This window comes from Flaviaestuariibacter amylovorans (assembly GCF_039541815.1).
Classification (GTDB): Bacteria; Bacteroidota; Bacteroidia; order Chitinophagales; family Chitinophagaceae; genus Flavisolibacter; species Flavisolibacter amylovorans.
The window spans coordinates 53,638-69,466 of sequence record NZ_BAABGY010000018.1; the positions used below are offsets into that span (position 1 = coordinate 53,638).

Here is a 15,829-nt window from a genome sequence, read left to right on the forward strand (position 1 = left end):
GGTTCCGCACGACGGCGGATCGTTCACACGGCGGCACGACGGATCGGGAAGCGGGTGCCTGCCTGCCCGGTCGTGAGCGCAAAGGGGAGCTTCGCTTCGGACTAAGGTTTTCGCTTTAGGCCGTATTTCCTTTCAACACCCTTCCAGAATTCGTCGATGGCATTCCCGTGGTTGGCCAGGAACCAGGTCTCGTGGTTGCGGAGATAGGCGGTGCGGACGGCTTCGTCGTTGAGGTCGTTGGGGATCCGCTTCATCCTTGGGTCGATGCTGTCGAAACCCGTAAAGGGTTGGGCGAGGCGCCGCTGCGTGGCGGCCACGTAGTCCGCGTTCAGCTCGATACCCATGGCCGCCCGCCCCAGTTGCTGGCACACCCGCAGCGTGGTGCCGCTGCCCGAGAACGGGTCGAGCACAAGCTGGCCGGGGCGCGAGGAAGCCAGCACGAGCCGCTCGATGAGCCCTTCGGGCTTTTGCGTCGGGTGCGCCTGCCGGTTGTCGTTGCAGTAATGTACGTGCGAGAACTCCCACACGTCGCCCGGGTTAGCGCCCCGCATGTTGTTGACCGACCGGTAGAATTTCTGCGGCACCCGCACGGCGTCGAGGTCGAAGTGATAGCGCTCCGATTTCGTGAACATCAGGATGTCGTCGTGCCGCGGAGAGAAGCCCCGCTTTTTGCCGATGCCCTGGGTATAATGCCAGCAGATCCAGTTGCGGAAGTGCAGGCCGCAGTCCTGCTCCATGATGGCGTACAGGTAGGCGATAAAGCGGAAGCCCATGAACACGTAGATCGTACCGGTGTCGGAAAGCACCCGCTTGGCCTCCGTCAGCCAGTCTTTCGTGAAGCGGAGATAGTCTTCGGAGGCCCGGAGGTCGGAGCCGTTGCCGTAGTCCTTCCCGAGGTTATACGGCGGATCGGCGATGATGAGGTCGACGGAGGCCGCGGGCATTTTTTTCAGCTCGGTGAGTGCGTCGCCGCAAATGAGGTTCAGGTCTGCCATCCATTGGTTCCGTTTAGCCCGTCCGGTGTCCGCACAGGGGCGTTAAAGATACGGGTTGAAGGCGCCCGCGCCGAACTTCAGAAAAGCAGGCCGGGCGGGCATTGCCGCCCCCGATTATTCAGAAAAAAGGTTCATCTTTCCGCAGGAATCCCGGGATGGAGCGTTTGCTGCTGCATCCCGCCTGCTCCCGGTCCGGAAACCAAAGCGGGCCGTCACCAATCTGTACACTGCTTATGAAAATGATCCCCGGAATGCTCGGCGCATTCCTGCTGCTCCATGCTGCTGCCCAAGGGCAGGAACTCTCCGGTACCGTACGCAACGCACAAGGTCCGCTTCCCGGCGCTACCGTGTCGTACCAGGGCAATGGCCCTGCCCGGACCGTGCTCTCCGACAGTGCCGGCCGCTACACCATCCTGGCTGCTCCCGGCACCGGGCGCCTGCGCGTCTCCTACAGCGGCCTCGAAGCCCACAGCCAGCCGGTAACGCTGAAAGCCGGCAGCCGCTCGGTCGTGAACGTAAACCTCGAGCCCTCCGGCGCCCTGCTCAACGACGTAGTGGTAGTGGGCAGCCGCACCGGCGCCCGCTCGCTCAGCAATACGCCGCTGCCCGTCGACATTCTCTCCGGCCGCGAGCTGCAGGCCACCGGTCAGACCACCTTCGACAAGGCGCTGCAGTACAAGGTACCCTCCTTCAACACGATCCAGTCGCCGGTGAGCGACGCCACCTCGCTGCTCGACCCCTACGAGATCCGCAACCTGGGCCCGAGCCGCACCCTGGTGCTGATCAACGGCAAGCGCAAGAACGCCTCTTCCCTCGTTTATACCTGGCCTTCGATGGGCCGCGGCGAAACCGGCGCCGACCTGTCGGCCATCCCCATCGACGCGGTGCAGCGCATCGAGATCCTGCGCGACGGCGCCTCCGCCCAATACGGCTCCGATGCCATTGCAGGCGTGGTGAACGTGATCCTGAAAGACCGCGCCGACGAAGGCTACTTCACGCTGCGTGGCGGCGTCACGTCGAGAGGCGACGGCTCCTTCTTCGGCATCGCTGCCAACAACGGCAGCCGGCTGGGCAAAAAGGGCTTTATCAACTACACGCTCGACCTCGAGAAGACCAACGTAGCGGCCCGCCCGGGAACCGTGGATGCGGAGGGAGAGGCCCTCGACTTCAGTGCTCCCATCGCCGAGGTACGCGCCTTCCTCGACAGGCATCCCGACGCGCTCAACCTCAATGGCACGCCGGAGACGGCCGCGGCCCGTTTCCTCGTCAACGGCGGCGCCGAGCTCGCCGAAGGACAGGAGCTCTATTTCAATGCGGCTTACGTGTATAAGAAGGTGAGCTCCTTTGCCAACTACCGCGCGCCCTACTGGCGTACCACCGACTACGGGCTGCTGACGCCGGCGGGCCAGCCCTACAACGGCTACCTCCCCGGCTTCGGCGGCGACCTCAACGACTATAACGCGACCCTGGGCTTCCGCTCGGAGCGCGGGCGCTGGAACACCGATATCAGTATTACTACGGGTGGCAACAGCCAGCAGTACTGGGTCAACTCCGTCAACCACAGCCTGGGCCGAAACAGCCCCGTGCACTTCCGCAACGGCGGCTTCGGCTTCAACCACCTCGTCGGCAACCTCAATATCACGCGCTCCTTCAACGACCGCTTCCGCCTTGCGTTCGGCACCGAGTTCCGCTCCGAGAACTTCTCGATCATCGCCGGCGACACGGCTTCGTACTCGGGGTCGGGCTCCGACTGCTTCCCGGGCATCTCGGCCGACAATGCGCTCCAGGTGAACCGCTTCAACTTCGGCGGCTACGTGGACGCGAGCTACGACATCACGCCGCGCCTCGTGGTGGATGCGGCCCTGCGCCTCGAGAGCTACAGCGACTTCGGCGATGCCTTCGTGTGGAAGGGAAGCGCCCGGTATAAGGTCCTCGACAATCGGCTCGTGGCACGTGCCTCGGCCTCCACCGGCTTCCGGGCGCCGTCGCTCCACCAGATCTACGTCCAGAAAACGCAATACAGCTTCGTGGCCGGCCAGGGCGTGGTGGTCGACGGGCTCGTCAACAATGTGTCGCGGCAGGCGAAGCTGCTGGGTATCCCCTCGCTCGGCGCGGAGAAGTCGATGAACTTCACGGCCGGTCTTACCGCACGGCCCACACCGCGCCTCAGCATCACGCTCGACTACTACGACATCACGGTGCGCGACCGCATCGTGCTGAGCAACAGCATCAAGCCCAGCGGCGACCCGCAGGCCGTGCTCGACCAGATCCTGGAGCAGAACAACATCAGCACGCTCTACTTCTTTGCCAATGCATTCGATTCGCGTACGTCCGGGATCGACCTGGTGGCGTCGTACCGCGCCCTCCCGCTGGCGGGCGGCCGCCTGGCGCTGAATGCTGCCGGCAACTACACCTTCCGCAACGAGCGCAGCGGCGCCGTCAACAACCCGGCCGTCATCGAAAGCGCCGGCCAATCGGTCGTGAACGGAACGCAGGAGGCGCTGATGCTCACCTCGCGGCCGAAGTACAAGGCCGTGCTGGGCGGGGAGTGGGAGCGGGGCCGCTTTGCGGTGACGTTGAACAACACGCTCTTCGGGCCGGCCACTTTCCGGAACGAGGGCCTCGACGAGAACCTGGAGGTGCGCTTCCGGACCAAGGTGGTGACCGACCTCGGGGTCCAGTACAAAACGAAGGGCAACGTTACTTTTTCGGCCAACGTGAGCAACGTGCTGAACGTGCTCCCGGAATGGGAGCTGCACGCCCGCAACGGCGCCGGCGCTGCCGTGCTGAAAGATCCCGCGCTCGTGAAACGCAATGTCAACCTCATCACCTTCAACGGGCGCTACGCGCAGATGACCTACTATGCCGGCCACTTCAGCCAGCTGGGCACGATCTTCAACCTGCAGGTGCGGGTGGGGCTGTAACGACAGTATATCTACGGACGCACAATTTTTACCGGTATGAACCGTATTCCTTTTTTCTCCTGCCTGCTGCTCCTGGCGGCCTGCGCGCAGCCCGACAAGAGAAGTGCCCCTTTTTCCGGCGGCCGCTGGATCGACCTGACCCATTCGTTCTCGGAAAAGACGCTCTATTGGCCCAACAACCCGACGGGCTTCCGCCTCGATACACAGGCAGCGGGGATGACGCCGGGCGGCTACTATTACGCGTCGAACGCGATCTGCGCACCCGAGCACGGCGGCACCCACCTCGACGCGCCCATCCATTTTGCCGAAGGGAAGCAGACTGCCGACCAGGTACCGCTCGATCATCTTACGGGTAATGCTGTTGTGGTGGACGTTTCGGCAAAGGCACTTGCCAACCGCGACTACCTTGTGAGCATAGCCGATCTCGAGGCATTCGAGAAGGCACATGGTTCGATAGCGGAAGGGTCGATCGTGTTGCTGCATACCGGCTACGATAAGTTCTACCCCGATGCGGCGCGCTATTTCGGTACTGCCGAAAAGGGAGCCGCGGCCATCCCCAAACTACATTTTCCAGGCATCGACCCGGAGGCTGCCCGCTGGCTTGCGGCCCGCAGGGTGAAAGCCGTGGGCCTCGATACCCCCAGCCTCGACTACGGGCAAAGTACCGACTTCCGGAGCCACCGGGTGCTGTTGGGAGAGAATATCCCGGGCTTCGAGAACGTGGCCCATCTCGACAGCCTGCCGCCTACCGGGGCCTACGTGGTGGCGCTGCCGGTGAAGATCCAGGGTGGCAGCGGCGGGCCGCTCCGGATCGTGGCCTGGGTTGGCAATTGATCGACCTGCCGGGCCGGTATCCCCTTCACAGGGGGCACATGTACCTCTGAAGCCGCTGTGCGCACGGGCGCCAGCGCCCGCCCGACGGCCAATCAGGGCAGGTGGCCTTAATCTGTGGTGCTCCGGGCCAGATTTCGTCGCTTTGGACCTATCTTGGGTGTGCCGGATGCTACTCAACGCCTCCGATACTGCTCCATGGTAACCTTTTCGATCAGAGACCTTTCCGAGTTGTCGGGGATCAAGCAGCATACGATCCGTATGTGGGAGCAGCGCTACTCCTTTTTGAAGCCCGCGCGCTTTCCCAACTCCCTGTACCGGGTTTATACGGTCGACGACCTGCATGCGGTGCTCAATGCGGCGCTCCTGAGCCAGAATGGCATCCGGATCTCCCGGGTGGATGCGATGCCGCTCGAAGAAAAGCTGCTCCGCGCCTCCCGCGTGTTCGATCAGCAGCAGCGGATCATCCACGAGTTGATCATACAAATGGCGCGCATGGATGTGGACGGCTTCGAGGCCGCGCTCGACACGGCGGTAACCAACTGGGGCGTGCACGGCGCCATCACGCAGGTGCTGATCCCTTTCTGCGACATGACCGGCCTGCTCGTCATCAACAGCACCAAGAACTACGTGGAGAACATCCTGCTGGTGCGGCAAAGCATCAAGCAGCGCATTTATGCAGGGATCATCGACCCGGCGCCCGGACACCGAAAGGCGCGCCGCGTGGTCTTTTTCCTCCCGCCCGGCGAGCTGCAGGAGCTCACCCTGCTTTGTGTGCAGTACCTCCTTCAGCGCGACGGCTATGATACGGTATACCTCGGTCAGCAGGTGCCGCTGTCGTACGTGGAGTCCATCTGCGCGCAGCTGAAGCCGGGGCTCATCATCTCCCACTTTGCCCGGAAGCCGAGATCCGGTAAGGAGCTGTGCGCATTCGTGGGCGCGCTTCCCGGATCATTGCCCGGCACCACCTTTATCAGTATCGAGAACGCGCTGCCATTGCCGCACGGTGCCGGTAGCGACTACCGCCATGCGGCGGGCATCAGCGAGGTGCGCTCGATCGTGGATGCCACCGACGTTACGGAGCCTGTTGAAGGCTAGCTGTCTTCGACGCCTTTGAGCAGCTGCTGACGCTTCAGGATGGCTTCCATCGCCGAATCGGCAAAGCGCTTCAGCAATTCCTGCTCCAGCTCCGAGAAGACCCGCGGCTCCTTGTCTACGATACATACGGTGCCGATGTGAAAGCCTTCGGGTGTGGTGATGGGCGCGCCTGCATAGAAGCGAAGCCCGAACTCGCCGGCAACCAGGGGATTGGTTAGCAAGCAGGGTTCTTCAAGGGCGTTCTCGAAGATCGTGGGATGGCTGTCGAGCACGGCAAGGGAGCAGAGACTTACGCCGCGCGGCACTACATCGGTTCCGGGCATGCCGACGTTGGCCTTGAAGTAAACGGCGTCCTCGTCGACCAGGGAAATGAGGGCGATGGGCGCATCGAAGCTTTGTGCGATGATGTGCGCGAGGTTGTCGAAGAAGCGCTCCGGGCTGCTGCCGGCGATGTCATAGGCGTGAAGGGCCGCCAGGCGCTCCTTTTCGTTTTCCGGAATGATCGGTTTGCCAAACGTATTCTCCATGTCCCCGCTCTTTTCGGCAAGGTACACCAGAAACGCATTGCCGCCGGCCAGCCGATAACGGGTGGCGCTTCCTTATTTTTGATGCATGAGCCAGCCTACTGCCACTACCTCTGCCCGGATCTTTATCGAAGACGCGTCCCTGCCCTGGCAGGACCTCGGCGGCGGTCTGCGCCGCAAGGTGATGGCCTGGGACGAGCGCCTCATGCTGGTAAAGGTGGCCTTCGAGCAAGGCGCCGTAGGTGCCCTGCACCATCACCCGCACACACAGGTCACGCACATCGAGAGCGGGGCGTTCGAGGTGGAGGTGTCCGGGGAGCTGCGCGTGCTCCGCGGGGGCGACGCGTTTTACATCCCGCCCGGCGCGGTGCATGGCGTGCGCTGCCTCGAAGCCGGCGTGCTGGTGGATGTATTCAGCCCCCTGCGCGAGGACTTCCTTCCCGTTGGCGCCTAAACCTGGAAAGGTAGCCGCAGTTTGCCTTATCCAGCAGGCTGCCTGGCTGTCCGTGCAAGCACGGTGGACGGGGCAAGCGCCCCTTTTTACGAAGACACGACGGCACAAAGGCACGACGGAAAACCGAAAGAACAGATTGTTTTCCTGCGTCGCGCTCAGAGGCCGCTTGCGGCCGACCATCTCAAGGGCTTCGGGAAAGTACATTCGCTCAAACAGCCCAATAACCCCCCATAAAAAAAGGCCGCCCGTGGGCGGCCTTGTATCTTCCGTAGAAACACGGATCAGTTGTTGGCGATGACGCCGCGGCTGTAGGTAGCCGAGAGGCGCACGAGGCCGCCGAAGAAGAAGGTGTACTTCTTGCCGGGGATCGGCGTTACTTCGGTAACCACGGTGCCGAGGGTGGCGCCATTCGTGCTCCGGCGGAACGTGAGGCTGTACACCTGGCCGCTTCCGGCCTTCAGCGTATCGAATGCCGTTACGCTCTTGGGAGCGATGTTGTTGTAGGGCTTCGAGTAGGCAAAGTCGCCGGTAGGTACGGTCGTCTTCGTCAGCAGGGCACTGATGGTGCTGTCGGTGGCGAAGTTACCGATGCGGATGTAGGCCATGGTCGGATCGGGCACGCTCAGGTCGTCCTCGGTTACCATGGCGGAGATGCGGTTTACGGAGTCGAGCAGGATGTACGTGTAGTACTTGCCGGCATCGAAGGTCTTCATCTCGCTCAGCAGCGTGGCGCCGGGCATCACCGTGGAGGAGTCGATGACGCGGGTCTCGATCTGCTGGCCGCCTGCCGGCACCGAGGCATAGGCCACGTTGGCCGGGAAGAAGCGGCCGTAGGCGATGCCCTGGACGGTACCGTTAGCCAGGGGGGCAGCCCCGCTCAGCTTCGTGCCGTTGATGAAGAAGTTGACCTGCGGCGCGCCGGGCGAGAAGTTGAAGAACTTCACGTTGGTCTGTGCGGCCGGGGTGGGCGTGGTGCGCACTGGGATCGTGTTGGTCTTCTTGCACGACAAGGCGATGGCTGCCAGCAGGAAGGATCCGATGATGATTTTTTTCATGTTGTTAAGCAGTTTGGGTTAGGGAAGCTGGATCCACATTTTCCTGGTGTGGTAATCCTGGTCGAGCGCGCCCACTTCGGCGAGGGCACCCACGTTGGTGAGGTACTCCGAGTTGTAGCGCGGACGCAGGCGATAGGCAGGCTTGCCCCCGTTGCTGATGTAATACGAAGTCGGCATCGTCAGCGAGGTATACACGGTGTTGCTGTAGTCCACCTTGCGCAGGTCCACCCAGGTCTCCATGAAGCCATATCCCCACAGGGCGATGTACTTCTGCAGGAGGATCATGGTGCGGGTAAGCTCTGCGGGCGTGGCCGGGACCACCTTGGTGTTGGCGAGGTAGGCGGTGCGCTCGGCGGCGAAGGTGGCCGGGATGGTGCCGAAGGTATACGAGCCCGTGCCGTTGGCGTTGGCGCCCGTGGCCGTGGTGCCCTGCTGTACGAAGTCGAGGTGCGCGTTGATGCCTTTCTTATAGGCGTCGAGCGCTACAGCGGGATCCACCGTCAGTGCGGCCTCGGCCTTGATGAACTGCAGCATGGCATAGGTCATGAGCGGCAGCGGCGCCTTGTCGGCGAAGAGGTACTTGCCGGGGAACGTAGAAGGCGTGGGCGTGACGCCCATGTTGGAGCCCCACACGTTGCGCACCGCCGTGGTGGAGGTGTTGGAAGCCTGCGTGGTGTAGGGGTTCAGGCCGCGGTAGGTGCCGTCGCCGGACGGTACGAGCATCACCGGGCGGCGGGGGTCCACCGGCGCGCCGCCGAGGGCGGTGCCGTCCATGAGGCGGACGATGAAGCCCGACTGGCCGAAGGAGGCCAGGTTGGCGCGCAGCGGTCCGAAGAAGTTGGCATCGGCGGAGGCGAGGCCCAGGAACGGAACGAGCGCGTCTTCGGCATTGCTGGTGAACGAGGAATCCACATAGCGGATGACGTCAGCCGCGCTGTAGTTGCTCTTCTTTTGCAGGTGGAGCGCATTCTGGGCGAGGATGCCGTAGGCGAAGCGCTTCCAGCGGAGGCGGTTGCCGCGATACATGAGGTCGAACTTGGCCAGCAGCGGGTGGCCGATATTGCCGTCCGTGCGGTTCAGGTTATCGATCGCTTCGAGGGCGAGGCGCTTTACCGTGGCGTACACGGAATCCTGCGTGTCGTAGCGGAAGGTATTCTGGTTTTTGAAGGCTTCGCTGACGATGATCTCGCCGTGCAGGTCGGTCAGGTTCTGCCAGCCCCAGGCCTGGAGCGCAAGGCCGATCCCCACCATGTCCCACTTTTCCTGCTGGCGGGCGAGTCGGATCATGTCTACAGTGTTCTGGCCGCCTTTCCAATACACGTTGCGCCACAGCTCGCCGCCGGCGTCACTGTTCGGGATGAAGCCGTGCTGCTCGAAGGGGGAGAAGGTATTGCCGGTGGAGGAATTCGCCCAGTTCTGGGTGATGGTGCCGAGGGCGCGGGCGTCGAACTGCACACCGAGCGCATAGTTGGCCTGGATGGACGCGAGGTAGAGCGCCGGGTCTGCGCTTGCCGGCCCGTTGGGCGGCTGGTTGATGTCCAGGTACTTCTTGCAACCGGTGCCGGCCAGTGCAGCGAAGGCGAGGAGGATTATGCTGATCTTTTTCATTGTACGTTCTTTTGAGGATTATAAGCCGATACGAATGTTGAAGTTGAAGGCCTTGGGCAGTGGCAGGTTGCCGAAGTCCATGCCCATGGAGCCCGAGCCGCCGGTGGCCACGTTGGTGCCGTTGACGCCGGGGTCGCCGCCGGTGTAGTTGGTCCACATGAACAGGTCGGTGGCCGTGATGGCAACAGAAGCCGTCTTGATCACCTTGGTGAAGCGCAGGGCGCGCTCCGGCAGGCGGTAGCTCAGCGTCACATCGCGGAGGCGAACCCAATGCACGTCACGCTCGATGAACTCCTGGTCGATGACCGAAGCCGAGTAGAACGTGTTGTTGGTGTAGGGGATCACCGAGATGTTGTTGACCGTCGGGTTTTTCGTGTCCTCGAGTCCGTCCTTCAGCACGCCCGCGAAGATCTGGGGCGTCTCGCGTCCGTCGATCGAGCGGGGATGCAGGCCGAGGTTGTACATAAAGAGGCCGGTGCCGTTGAACACGTCGCCGCCCTTCTTGATGTCGATGAGGAAGTTCAGGTTGAACCCTTTGAACGTGATGCTGTTGGACACGCCCATCCGGAAATCGGGGTTGCGGTCGGCCACGGCGGGCCAGATGCCGAAGGTATTCTTCAGCGGCAGGCCGGTGGCGGGGTCGATGAGCAGCTGGCCTGCCTGGTTGTACTGGTAGGTCTGGCTGGCCGTCAGCGTCGTCAGCGGGCCACCGAGGCGGGCGCCATTGCGCACGTTACCGGTGAACCAGGTGTCGGAGCTGTAGAACTCGCTCACGCCTTCGGGAAGCTTCGTGAGGCGGCTGTTCGTCTTTGTGTAGTTCACCGACACGTCCCAGGTAATGTTCTTGTTCTGTACCGGCGTACCACGAACGAGGAGCTCGGTGCCCCAGTTCTCGAGCTCGCCGCCGTTGCTCACCTTCAGGATGAAGCCGGTGCCATAGCTCGGGCGGAAGTCGTTGATGATCTGGTTGACGCTCTTGCTCTTGTAGTAAGCGATGTCGACACCGATGCGGTTCTTCAGGAACTGCAGCTCGGCACCGATCTCTTTGGAGGTCACCTTCTCCGGGCGCAGGTTGAGGCTGGGCGCCGTTACGTCGTAGCCATAGCCGCCGCCGGTGGTTCCCTGGGCCACGAGGCCGGGCGTTACCACGTAGGGGCGGGCATCCTTACCTACCTGGGCGATCGAGCCGCGGATACGGCCCATATTCATGATCGTGGGGAGGTTGCTGTTCTTGAACAGCTCGGTGAAGACGAAAGAGCCGCTCACCGAAGGGTAAAAGAACGAGTTGTTTTCCTTCGGCAGGGTCGAGGTCCAGTCGTTACGACCGGTCACCGTCAGGTAGATCATGTTGTTGTAGGAGGCGTTGAAGTCGCCGAACACACCTACCACGCGCTTCTGCAGGAAGGTCTGCTTCGTACGCTGGGTGGTGATGGTGGTGTTGTTGATCGAGCGGAAGTTGGGCTCGAGGAAGTCGCTGCCGAACGAGGCGAAGGTGCGGTCGTTGAAATCATACACAGCGCTGCCCACACGGAGCGTGGTGCGCAGCTTGTCTTTCAGGAAGTTCTTGCGGCCTTCGCCGAAGTAGGTGACGGTGGTGATGCGGTTCGTCTGGTTGGCCACGTTCACGGTGCCGTTCAGCGCGCCGCCGGCGCGGTTCGACTCGGGGTGGTAGAGCACGAAGTACTCGTTGCCGGAGACGTCCATACCCACGCGGCCCGTGAAGGAGAGCCACTTGGCGGCGTCATACACGAAGCTCAGGTTGGCGATCGCGCGGTTGCCGCGGTCTACCAGCTCGTTCTTGTTCACGTCGAAGAAGGGGTTCTCCAGCTCGGTGGTCAGCGTCGAAAAGCGGTTACGGGTACCGTTCGGGCGCAGGTACGCCTTCATGTCCTCATCCTGCGGGTAAGCGAGGAGCGCCAGGTAAAACGAGTTGGCGCCCTTCGACACCTTCACGTTTTTGGTGTTGATGTATTGCAGGTTCGTTTCGGCGCGCAGCTTCGGGGAGATCTGTGCCGAGCCGCTCAGCGAGACGTTGAGGCGGTCGTATTTGGTGGTCGGCACAACGCCCTCGCGGGAGCTGTAGCCGCCCGACAGGCGGTAGGTGTAGCCGTTGGCGCCTCCTTCGACGGAGAGGTTATGGCGCATTACCTGGCCGGTGCGGAAGAACGAGTTGATGTTGTCGTAGAACTGCGTACCCTCGGGGTAGCGGGGACCGAAGGCGGCGATGACGTTGTCGTTGGGTACGCCGTTGGCGCCGCGCTGGTAGATGCGCGGTACTTCGGGGAGGTTCCCGATCTTCTCGACGCCATAGTTGAAGTCGTAGCTGATGCTGCCCTTGCCCGACTTGCCCTTCTTGGTCGTGATCACGATGGCGCCGTTGGCGGCGTCGATGCCGTAGAGGGCGGCCGCTTCGGGGCCCTTCAGGATCGTGAGGCTCTCGATGTCGTTGGGGTTCAGGTCGGAGATGCGGCTCGAGAAGTCGATGGTGCGGTTCTCGGTCTGCGACACCATGGTGTTGGCGGCGAAGGTCTGGTTGTTGATCGGAAGACCGTCGATCACGAACAGGGGCTGGTTGGAGCCGGAGAGCGAGTTGATGCCGCGCAGCTGGATCGAGGTGGAGGAGCCGGGCATACCCGTGGTGCCGGAGATGACGACGCCCGGCACGCGGCCGGCGAGGGCATTCACGAAGTTGTCGCGCTGGGTCTGGGCGAGCTCGGAGCCTTTCACGTCGCTGGCCGCGTAGCCAAGGGAGCGCTTCGAGCGCGAGATGCCGAGAGCGGTCACGACCACCTGGTCGAGTTGTTTTTCGTCGCGGCCCAGGCGGAGGCTCACCGTGGCCTGGTCGGCGCCCAGGGTGATCGTGCGCAGCCCGAAGCCTACCGAGGAGAACGAGAGTTGCTGCCCGGGCTGGGCCTCGATCGTGTAGGTTCCGTCGTTGTTGGTCTGGGTCCGCGTGTTGGTCGCCCGGTTGGTGACCGTCACGCCGGGAACGGGTTTGCCGTCCTCATCGGAGAGGATGGTGCCGGTGATCTTTTTCACCTGTCCGGACGCGGAAAGATGCAACAGCAGTCCGAGCAGGGGAAGGACCACCACTCTTTTTGATTTTCTCATTGCGGCGAGTTTTGTTGATGGTAAAAATAGTGTCAGCGCATTGGATGAGCCGGGGCATGGCTAAGGGGCTCCGGGCAGGGCCGGGGCAATGTCACCGGGGCGCAGCGCCCCGGTACTAAGCAGTCCTCTTTTCATACAAGCAATTCGAGCGTAAAGATTCGTTAATTTTTTCATAAGTGGGAGCCCGGACCGATCGTTTTTTAAAATACCTGCGAAAAAAAACTGCGGGTATCACGCAAAACCGGCAAAAAAATAGGAAAAAGCTGGTAAAAACAGGCAGAAAAACCGGCAAAACGTGCATAAATCAGCTGAGCAGTAAAACATCCCGGAGCCCATGCAGGCAGGCACCATTTTTTCAACGCTTCCGGTTAAATCCAAGTCATGAGCCAGGCATTTGTAAAGGAAGGCGATGAGCAGTGGCTGCACGACGTGTCGCCCACCCTGAACGCGTTGCTGGTGTACCTCACCCGCGAGAACAACGGCATCCGCGTCTACCTCGTGAAGCAGGCGGCCGATCCGAAGACAGGAGAGGAGGTGCTGCAGATGAGCAACGGGCTTAGCTATGGCAAAGACAAGGAAGGGAAGTGGGAGATCAGGTGGTAGAGGAGAGAGGGGTTTTGGGAAGTTTTAGAGGTTCAGATAGGTTTAGAAGAGTTCAGTAGGGTTGTGGGGGTAGTCCTGGCAGGTTTGATGGTCATCCCGTAGCGCAGCTGATTTGTCATCCCGTGGTCCCGCTTGGGGCGGGATAAACTCCGCGAAGGGATGGCGCTTTCATTCCGGGCAACAATTTGGCGCCGGCATTTGTAGTAGGGGGCATGACCCTGCCTTATCCTTATCCGGCGACCACCCAGACCATACGCCTCCTCCTTGTAGAAGACGAACCCGACGTCGCCTCCGTGATCAAGCGCGCTTTGGAGGAATCGGGCTATGACGTGACCGTTGCCCCCGACGGGCCTTCGGCCCTTGGCTGTCTCGACAGCTTTTCCTACGACGTCTACCTCTTCGATATCATGATCCCCGGCGGCAGCGGCCTCGAGTTGTGCCGCCGCTGCCGGCATGCCCGCCCCGACAGCGCCATCCTGCTGCTGACGGCCCTCGGCTCCACCGACAACGTGGTGATGGGACTCGACAGCGGTGCCGACGACTACCTCACGAAGCCCTTCCAGCTCGCGGAGCTCCATGCGCGGATCCGCTCGCTGCTCCGCCGCCGCCCAAGGCATGACGCGGCCCCGGCAGCCGCCAGCCCCGGCACCCTGGCCTTCGGCGGCATCGTGCTCGACCTCAACGAAAAGATCGTGCGCGGCAGTCGCCGTGCCAGCGCCCTTACCGCCACCGAGTACCGCCTCCTGGAGTATTTCCTGCGTAACCCCCGCCGCGTATGCAGCCGTATCGACATCCTGGAGCAGGTATGGGGCTACGACATGCAGCTCAATACGAAGGTGGTGGATGTGTATGTCAATTACCTGCGCCGCAAGCTCGAAAAGGTGCACGACGTCCGCCTCATCCAGACCGTGGTAGGGATGGGATATATCCTGAAGGAGGAGCGCGATGCGGATTCAAACTAAGATCGCCCTGCTCTTTACGCTGCTCTGTATGTCGATCCTCGGCGGGCTGAGCGTGGCCGTCTACTTCTTTGCCGATGCCCGTGCCTTCGGCGATTATTACACCCGCCTCGAGCTCCGCGCCAACATCGCCGCCCGCCTTCGCTTCAGTGCCGGCACGGCCGATGCACAGGCCATCGAAACGATCCGCCGGCAGCACCTGCAGATCCTTCCCGAGGAGCAGGAGCTCATCCTTCCTTTCGATTCCCTGGCCGCCTACGCCCGCCCTGGGAGCCATCCCATGGTGCCGCCGCCCGTATTCGCCGAGCTGCAGCGCACCGGTGCCGCGAAGTACCGCCGCGGCGACCGCTTCTTTCGCGGCATCACCTGGCGCACGCCAACAGGCAACTACGCCGTGGTGCTGTCGGCCGTTCATGCCAATGCCCGCGACTTCCTGGGTTCGCTGCGCCGGATCCTCGTCGCGGTCAACGGGGTGTCGATGCTGCTGGTGCTGGGGGTGGGGCTGTTCTTCTCGCGCCGGATCCTCGCACCCGTGCGCCGCATCACGAGGCAGGTAAACGCCATCAATGCCACGTCGCTGCACAACCGCCTTTCCGTAGGCGGCGGCCGCGACGAGGTGGCCGAGCTGGCCAACACCTTCAACGACCTCATTGCCCGCCTCGAGGCGGCCTTCGAAACGCAGCGCAACTTCGTGAGCAATGCCTCTCACGAGCTCAATACACCGCTCACGGCCATCATCGGTGAAGCCGAGCTGGCGCTCATGCGGAGCCGCAGCACCGCGGAATACGAAGCTGCGCTGGGCGTGGTACTGAGCCAGGCAGGCCGCCTCCGCGAGATCATCCGGAGCCTGCTCGAGCTGGCGCAGTCGGGTTTCCGCGGAAACCTGTCGTTTGAGCCGGTGGAGCTGGAGGAGTTGCTGCGCGACGTGCGCCGGGTGGCCGCCACCATCTACCCGGGCTGCCCGGTGCGGTTCGACCTCAGCCTGCTGCCGGCACCCCTGAACACGTACACGCTGCGGGGCAACTACAGCCTCCTGGAGCTTTGCCTGTCCAACATCCTGCTCAATGCCTGCAAGTATTCGGCGGGCAAGGAGGTAGTGCTCGGCCTGGGCGCTACGGCACGCCAGCTGGTGCTCATCATTCGCGACCAGGGGATCGGCATCCCGGCAGCCGACATCCCGTTCATCTTCGATCCATTCTTCCGGGCGTCCAACGTGCGGGAGAAGGGTGGTTACGGTATTGGCCTGCCCTTGTCGCAGAACATCATCCACCTGCACAAGGGCAGCATCCAGGTCGATTCGCGCGAGCGCGAGGGCACGGAGGTAGTGATCAGGTTTCCCTTGCCGGAGGGAAAATAAGGTTTAGAGGGTTTAGAAAGTTTAGGAGGTTCGTTGGTTCCGGCGGGAAGGGTACATTGGTCTTACCTCCGTGTGTATTTATCTATTTTGCTTTGGTGACATGTCTGTTTTTCTGGTTTCGTATCCGCTCTCCGTCTATCAGGCTCATCAGCCGGCCAAAAAGGTCTGTTCCCGTAGTTCAACACCACATTTGTTGTGCCCCGAAATCTTGGAGAATTTAATCCTCCAGCATTCCTGGCACTTTCGCTGATTTCATCGCTCCATAACTACAACATGGTCCCCTGCCCCACCCCCCCAAACCCCCTAAACC

The 15,829-nt window shown here is 62.1% G+C and carries 12 protein-coding genes; 7 read left to right on the forward strand and 5 right to left on the reverse strand.

Features of this window, described 5'->3' with window-relative positions:
* Positions 1–101 precede the first annotated feature (101 nt).
* Positions 102–995 (reverse strand): DNA-methyltransferase, encoded by an 894-nt coding sequence (locus tag ABD937_RS22050; protein WP_345258160.1) that lies wholly within the window; start codon positions 993–995, stop codon positions 102–104.
* A 233-nt stretch (positions 996–1,228) separates the two neighbouring features.
* Here ABD937_RS22050 and ABD937_RS22055 point away from each other — a divergent pair, with 233 nt between their 5' ends.
* From ABD937_RS22055 to ABD937_RS22065, 3 genes are all read left to right on the forward strand, one after another.
* A complete protein-coding gene (locus tag ABD937_RS22055) occupies positions 1,229–3,919 on the forward strand; it encodes a TonB-dependent receptor (RefSeq protein ID WP_345258161.1) in 2,691 nt (896 codons plus the stop codon).
* Positions 3,920–3,955: 36 nt separating this feature from the next.
* Positions 3,956–4,753 (forward strand): cyclase family protein, encoded by a 798-nt coding sequence (locus tag ABD937_RS22060; RefSeq protein ID WP_345258162.1) that lies wholly within the window; start codon positions 3,956–3,958, stop codon positions 4,751–4,753.
* A gap of 195 nt (positions 4,754–4,948) precedes the next feature.
* Positions 4,949–5,848: a MerR family transcriptional regulator gene (locus ABD937_RS22065; RefSeq protein ID WP_345258163.1), complete on the forward strand. Its 900-nt coding sequence runs from the start codon at positions 4,949–4,951 to the stop codon at positions 5,846–5,848.
* Here the strand turns inward: ABD937_RS22065 and ABD937_RS22070 are convergent.
* Complete coding sequence (locus ABD937_RS22070) at positions 5,845–6,375, reverse strand: GAF domain-containing protein (RefSeq protein WP_345258165.1); 531 nt, start codon at positions 6,373–6,375, stop codon at positions 5,845–5,847. The two genes, ABD937_RS22065 and ABD937_RS22070, sit on opposite strands and share 4 nt — an antisense overlap.
* 85 nt (positions 6,376–6,460) lie before the next feature.
* Here ABD937_RS22070 and ABD937_RS22075 point away from each other — a divergent pair, with 85 nt between their 5' ends.
* Complete coding sequence (locus tag ABD937_RS22075; RefSeq protein WP_345258166.1) at positions 6,461–6,826, forward strand: cupin domain-containing protein; 366 nt, start codon at positions 6,461–6,463, stop codon at positions 6,824–6,826.
* 281 nt (positions 6,827–7,107) lie between these two features.
* Here the strand turns inward: ABD937_RS22075 and ABD937_RS22080 are convergent, their stop codons facing one another.
* Genes ABD937_RS22080 through ABD937_RS22090 form a run of 3 tightly spaced genes read right to left on the reverse strand, consistent with a single transcriptional unit; the run spans position 7,108 to position 12,600 of the window.
* On the reverse strand, positions 7,108–7,881 hold the full coding sequence (locus ABD937_RS22080; RefSeq protein ID WP_345258167.1) for a DUF4397 domain-containing protein: 774 nt from the start codon (positions 7,879–7,881) through the stop codon (positions 7,108–7,110).
* A gap of 18 nt (positions 7,882–7,899) precedes the next feature.
* Entirely contained in the window at positions 7,900–9,489 is a 1,590-nt protein-coding gene (locus ABD937_RS22085) for a SusD/RagB family nutrient-binding outer membrane lipoprotein (protein ID WP_345258168.1), read from the reverse strand.
* Between the two features lie 18 nt (positions 9,490–9,507).
* Positions 9,508–12,600 carry a SusC/RagA family TonB-linked outer membrane protein gene (locus ABD937_RS22090; RefSeq protein WP_345258169.1) on the reverse strand — a complete coding sequence of 1,031 codons (3,093 nt, stop codon included), beginning with the start codon at positions 12,598–12,600 and terminating at the stop codon, positions 9,508–9,510.
* 381 nt (positions 12,601–12,981) lie between these two features.
* On the opposite strand from ABD937_RS22090, the gene ABD937_RS22095 reads away from it, so the two are divergent.
* The 3 genes from ABD937_RS22095 to ABD937_RS22105 all read left to right on the forward strand — a co-directional run bounded on the left by ABD937_RS22095 (position 12,982) and on the right by ABD937_RS22105 (position 15,519).
* Positions 12,982–13,203: a hypothetical protein gene (locus tag ABD937_RS22095; protein ID WP_345258171.1), complete on the forward strand. Its 222-nt coding sequence runs from the start codon at positions 12,982–12,984 to the stop codon at positions 13,201–13,203.
* A gap of 212 nt (positions 13,204–13,415) precedes the next feature.
* On the forward strand, positions 13,416–14,165 hold the full coding sequence (locus ABD937_RS22100) for a response regulator transcription factor (protein WP_345258172.1): 750 nt from the start codon (positions 13,416–13,418) through the stop codon (positions 14,163–14,165).
* The gene (locus tag ABD937_RS22105; RefSeq protein ID WP_345258173.1) at positions 14,149–15,519 is read left to right on the forward strand and encodes a sensor histidine kinase; all 1,371 of its coding nucleotides are present in this window, start codon (positions 14,149–14,151) and stop codon (positions 15,517–15,519) included. Before ABD937_RS22100 ends, ABD937_RS22105 begins: the two co-directional genes overlap by 17 nt.
* The last annotated feature ends 310 nt before the right edge of the window (positions 15,520–15,829 follow it).

Coding starts and splice junctions, on each gene's coding strand:
- ABD937_RS22060 (WP_345258162.1), top strand. CDS start 3,956: ATGAACCGTATTCCTTTTTTCTCCTGCCTGCTGCTCCTGGCGGCCTGC.
- ABD937_RS22100 (WP_345258172.1), top strand. CDS start 13,416: ATGACCCTGCCTTATCCTTATCCGGCGACCACCCAGACCATACGCCTC.
- ABD937_RS22065 (WP_345258163.1), top strand. CDS start 4,949: ATGGTAACCTTTTCGATCAGAGACCTTTCCGAGTTGTCGGGGATCAAG.
- ABD937_RS22050 (WP_345258160.1), bottom strand. CDS start 995: ATGGCAGACCTGAACCTCATTTGCGGCGACGCACTCACCGAGCTGAAA.
- ABD937_RS22055 (WP_345258161.1), top strand. CDS start 1,229: ATGAAAATGATCCCCGGAATGCTCGGCGCATTCCTGCTGCTCCATGCT.
- ABD937_RS22080 (WP_345258167.1), bottom strand. CDS start 7,881: ATGAAAAAAATCATCATCGGATCCTTCCTGCTGGCAGCCATCGCCTTG.
- ABD937_RS22090 (WP_345258169.1), bottom strand. CDS start 12,600: ATGAGAAAATCAAAAAGAGTGGTGGTCCTTCCCCTGCTCGGACTGCTG.
- ABD937_RS22105 (WP_345258173.1), top strand. CDS start 14,149: ATGCGGATTCAAACTAAGATCGCCCTGCTCTTTACGCTGCTCTGTATG.
- ABD937_RS22085 (WP_345258168.1), bottom strand. CDS start 9,489: ATGAAAAAGATCAGCATAATCCTCCTCGCCTTCGCTGCACTGGCCGGC.
- ABD937_RS22095 (WP_345258171.1), top strand. CDS start 12,982: ATGAGCCAGGCATTTGTAAAGGAAGGCGATGAGCAGTGGCTGCACGAC.
- ABD937_RS22070 (WP_345258165.1), bottom strand. CDS start 6,375: ATGGAGAATACGTTTGGCAAACCGATCATTCCGGAAAACGAAAAGGAG.
- ABD937_RS22075 (WP_345258166.1), top strand. CDS start 6,461: ATGAGCCAGCCTACTGCCACTACCTCTGCCCGGATCTTTATCGAAGAC.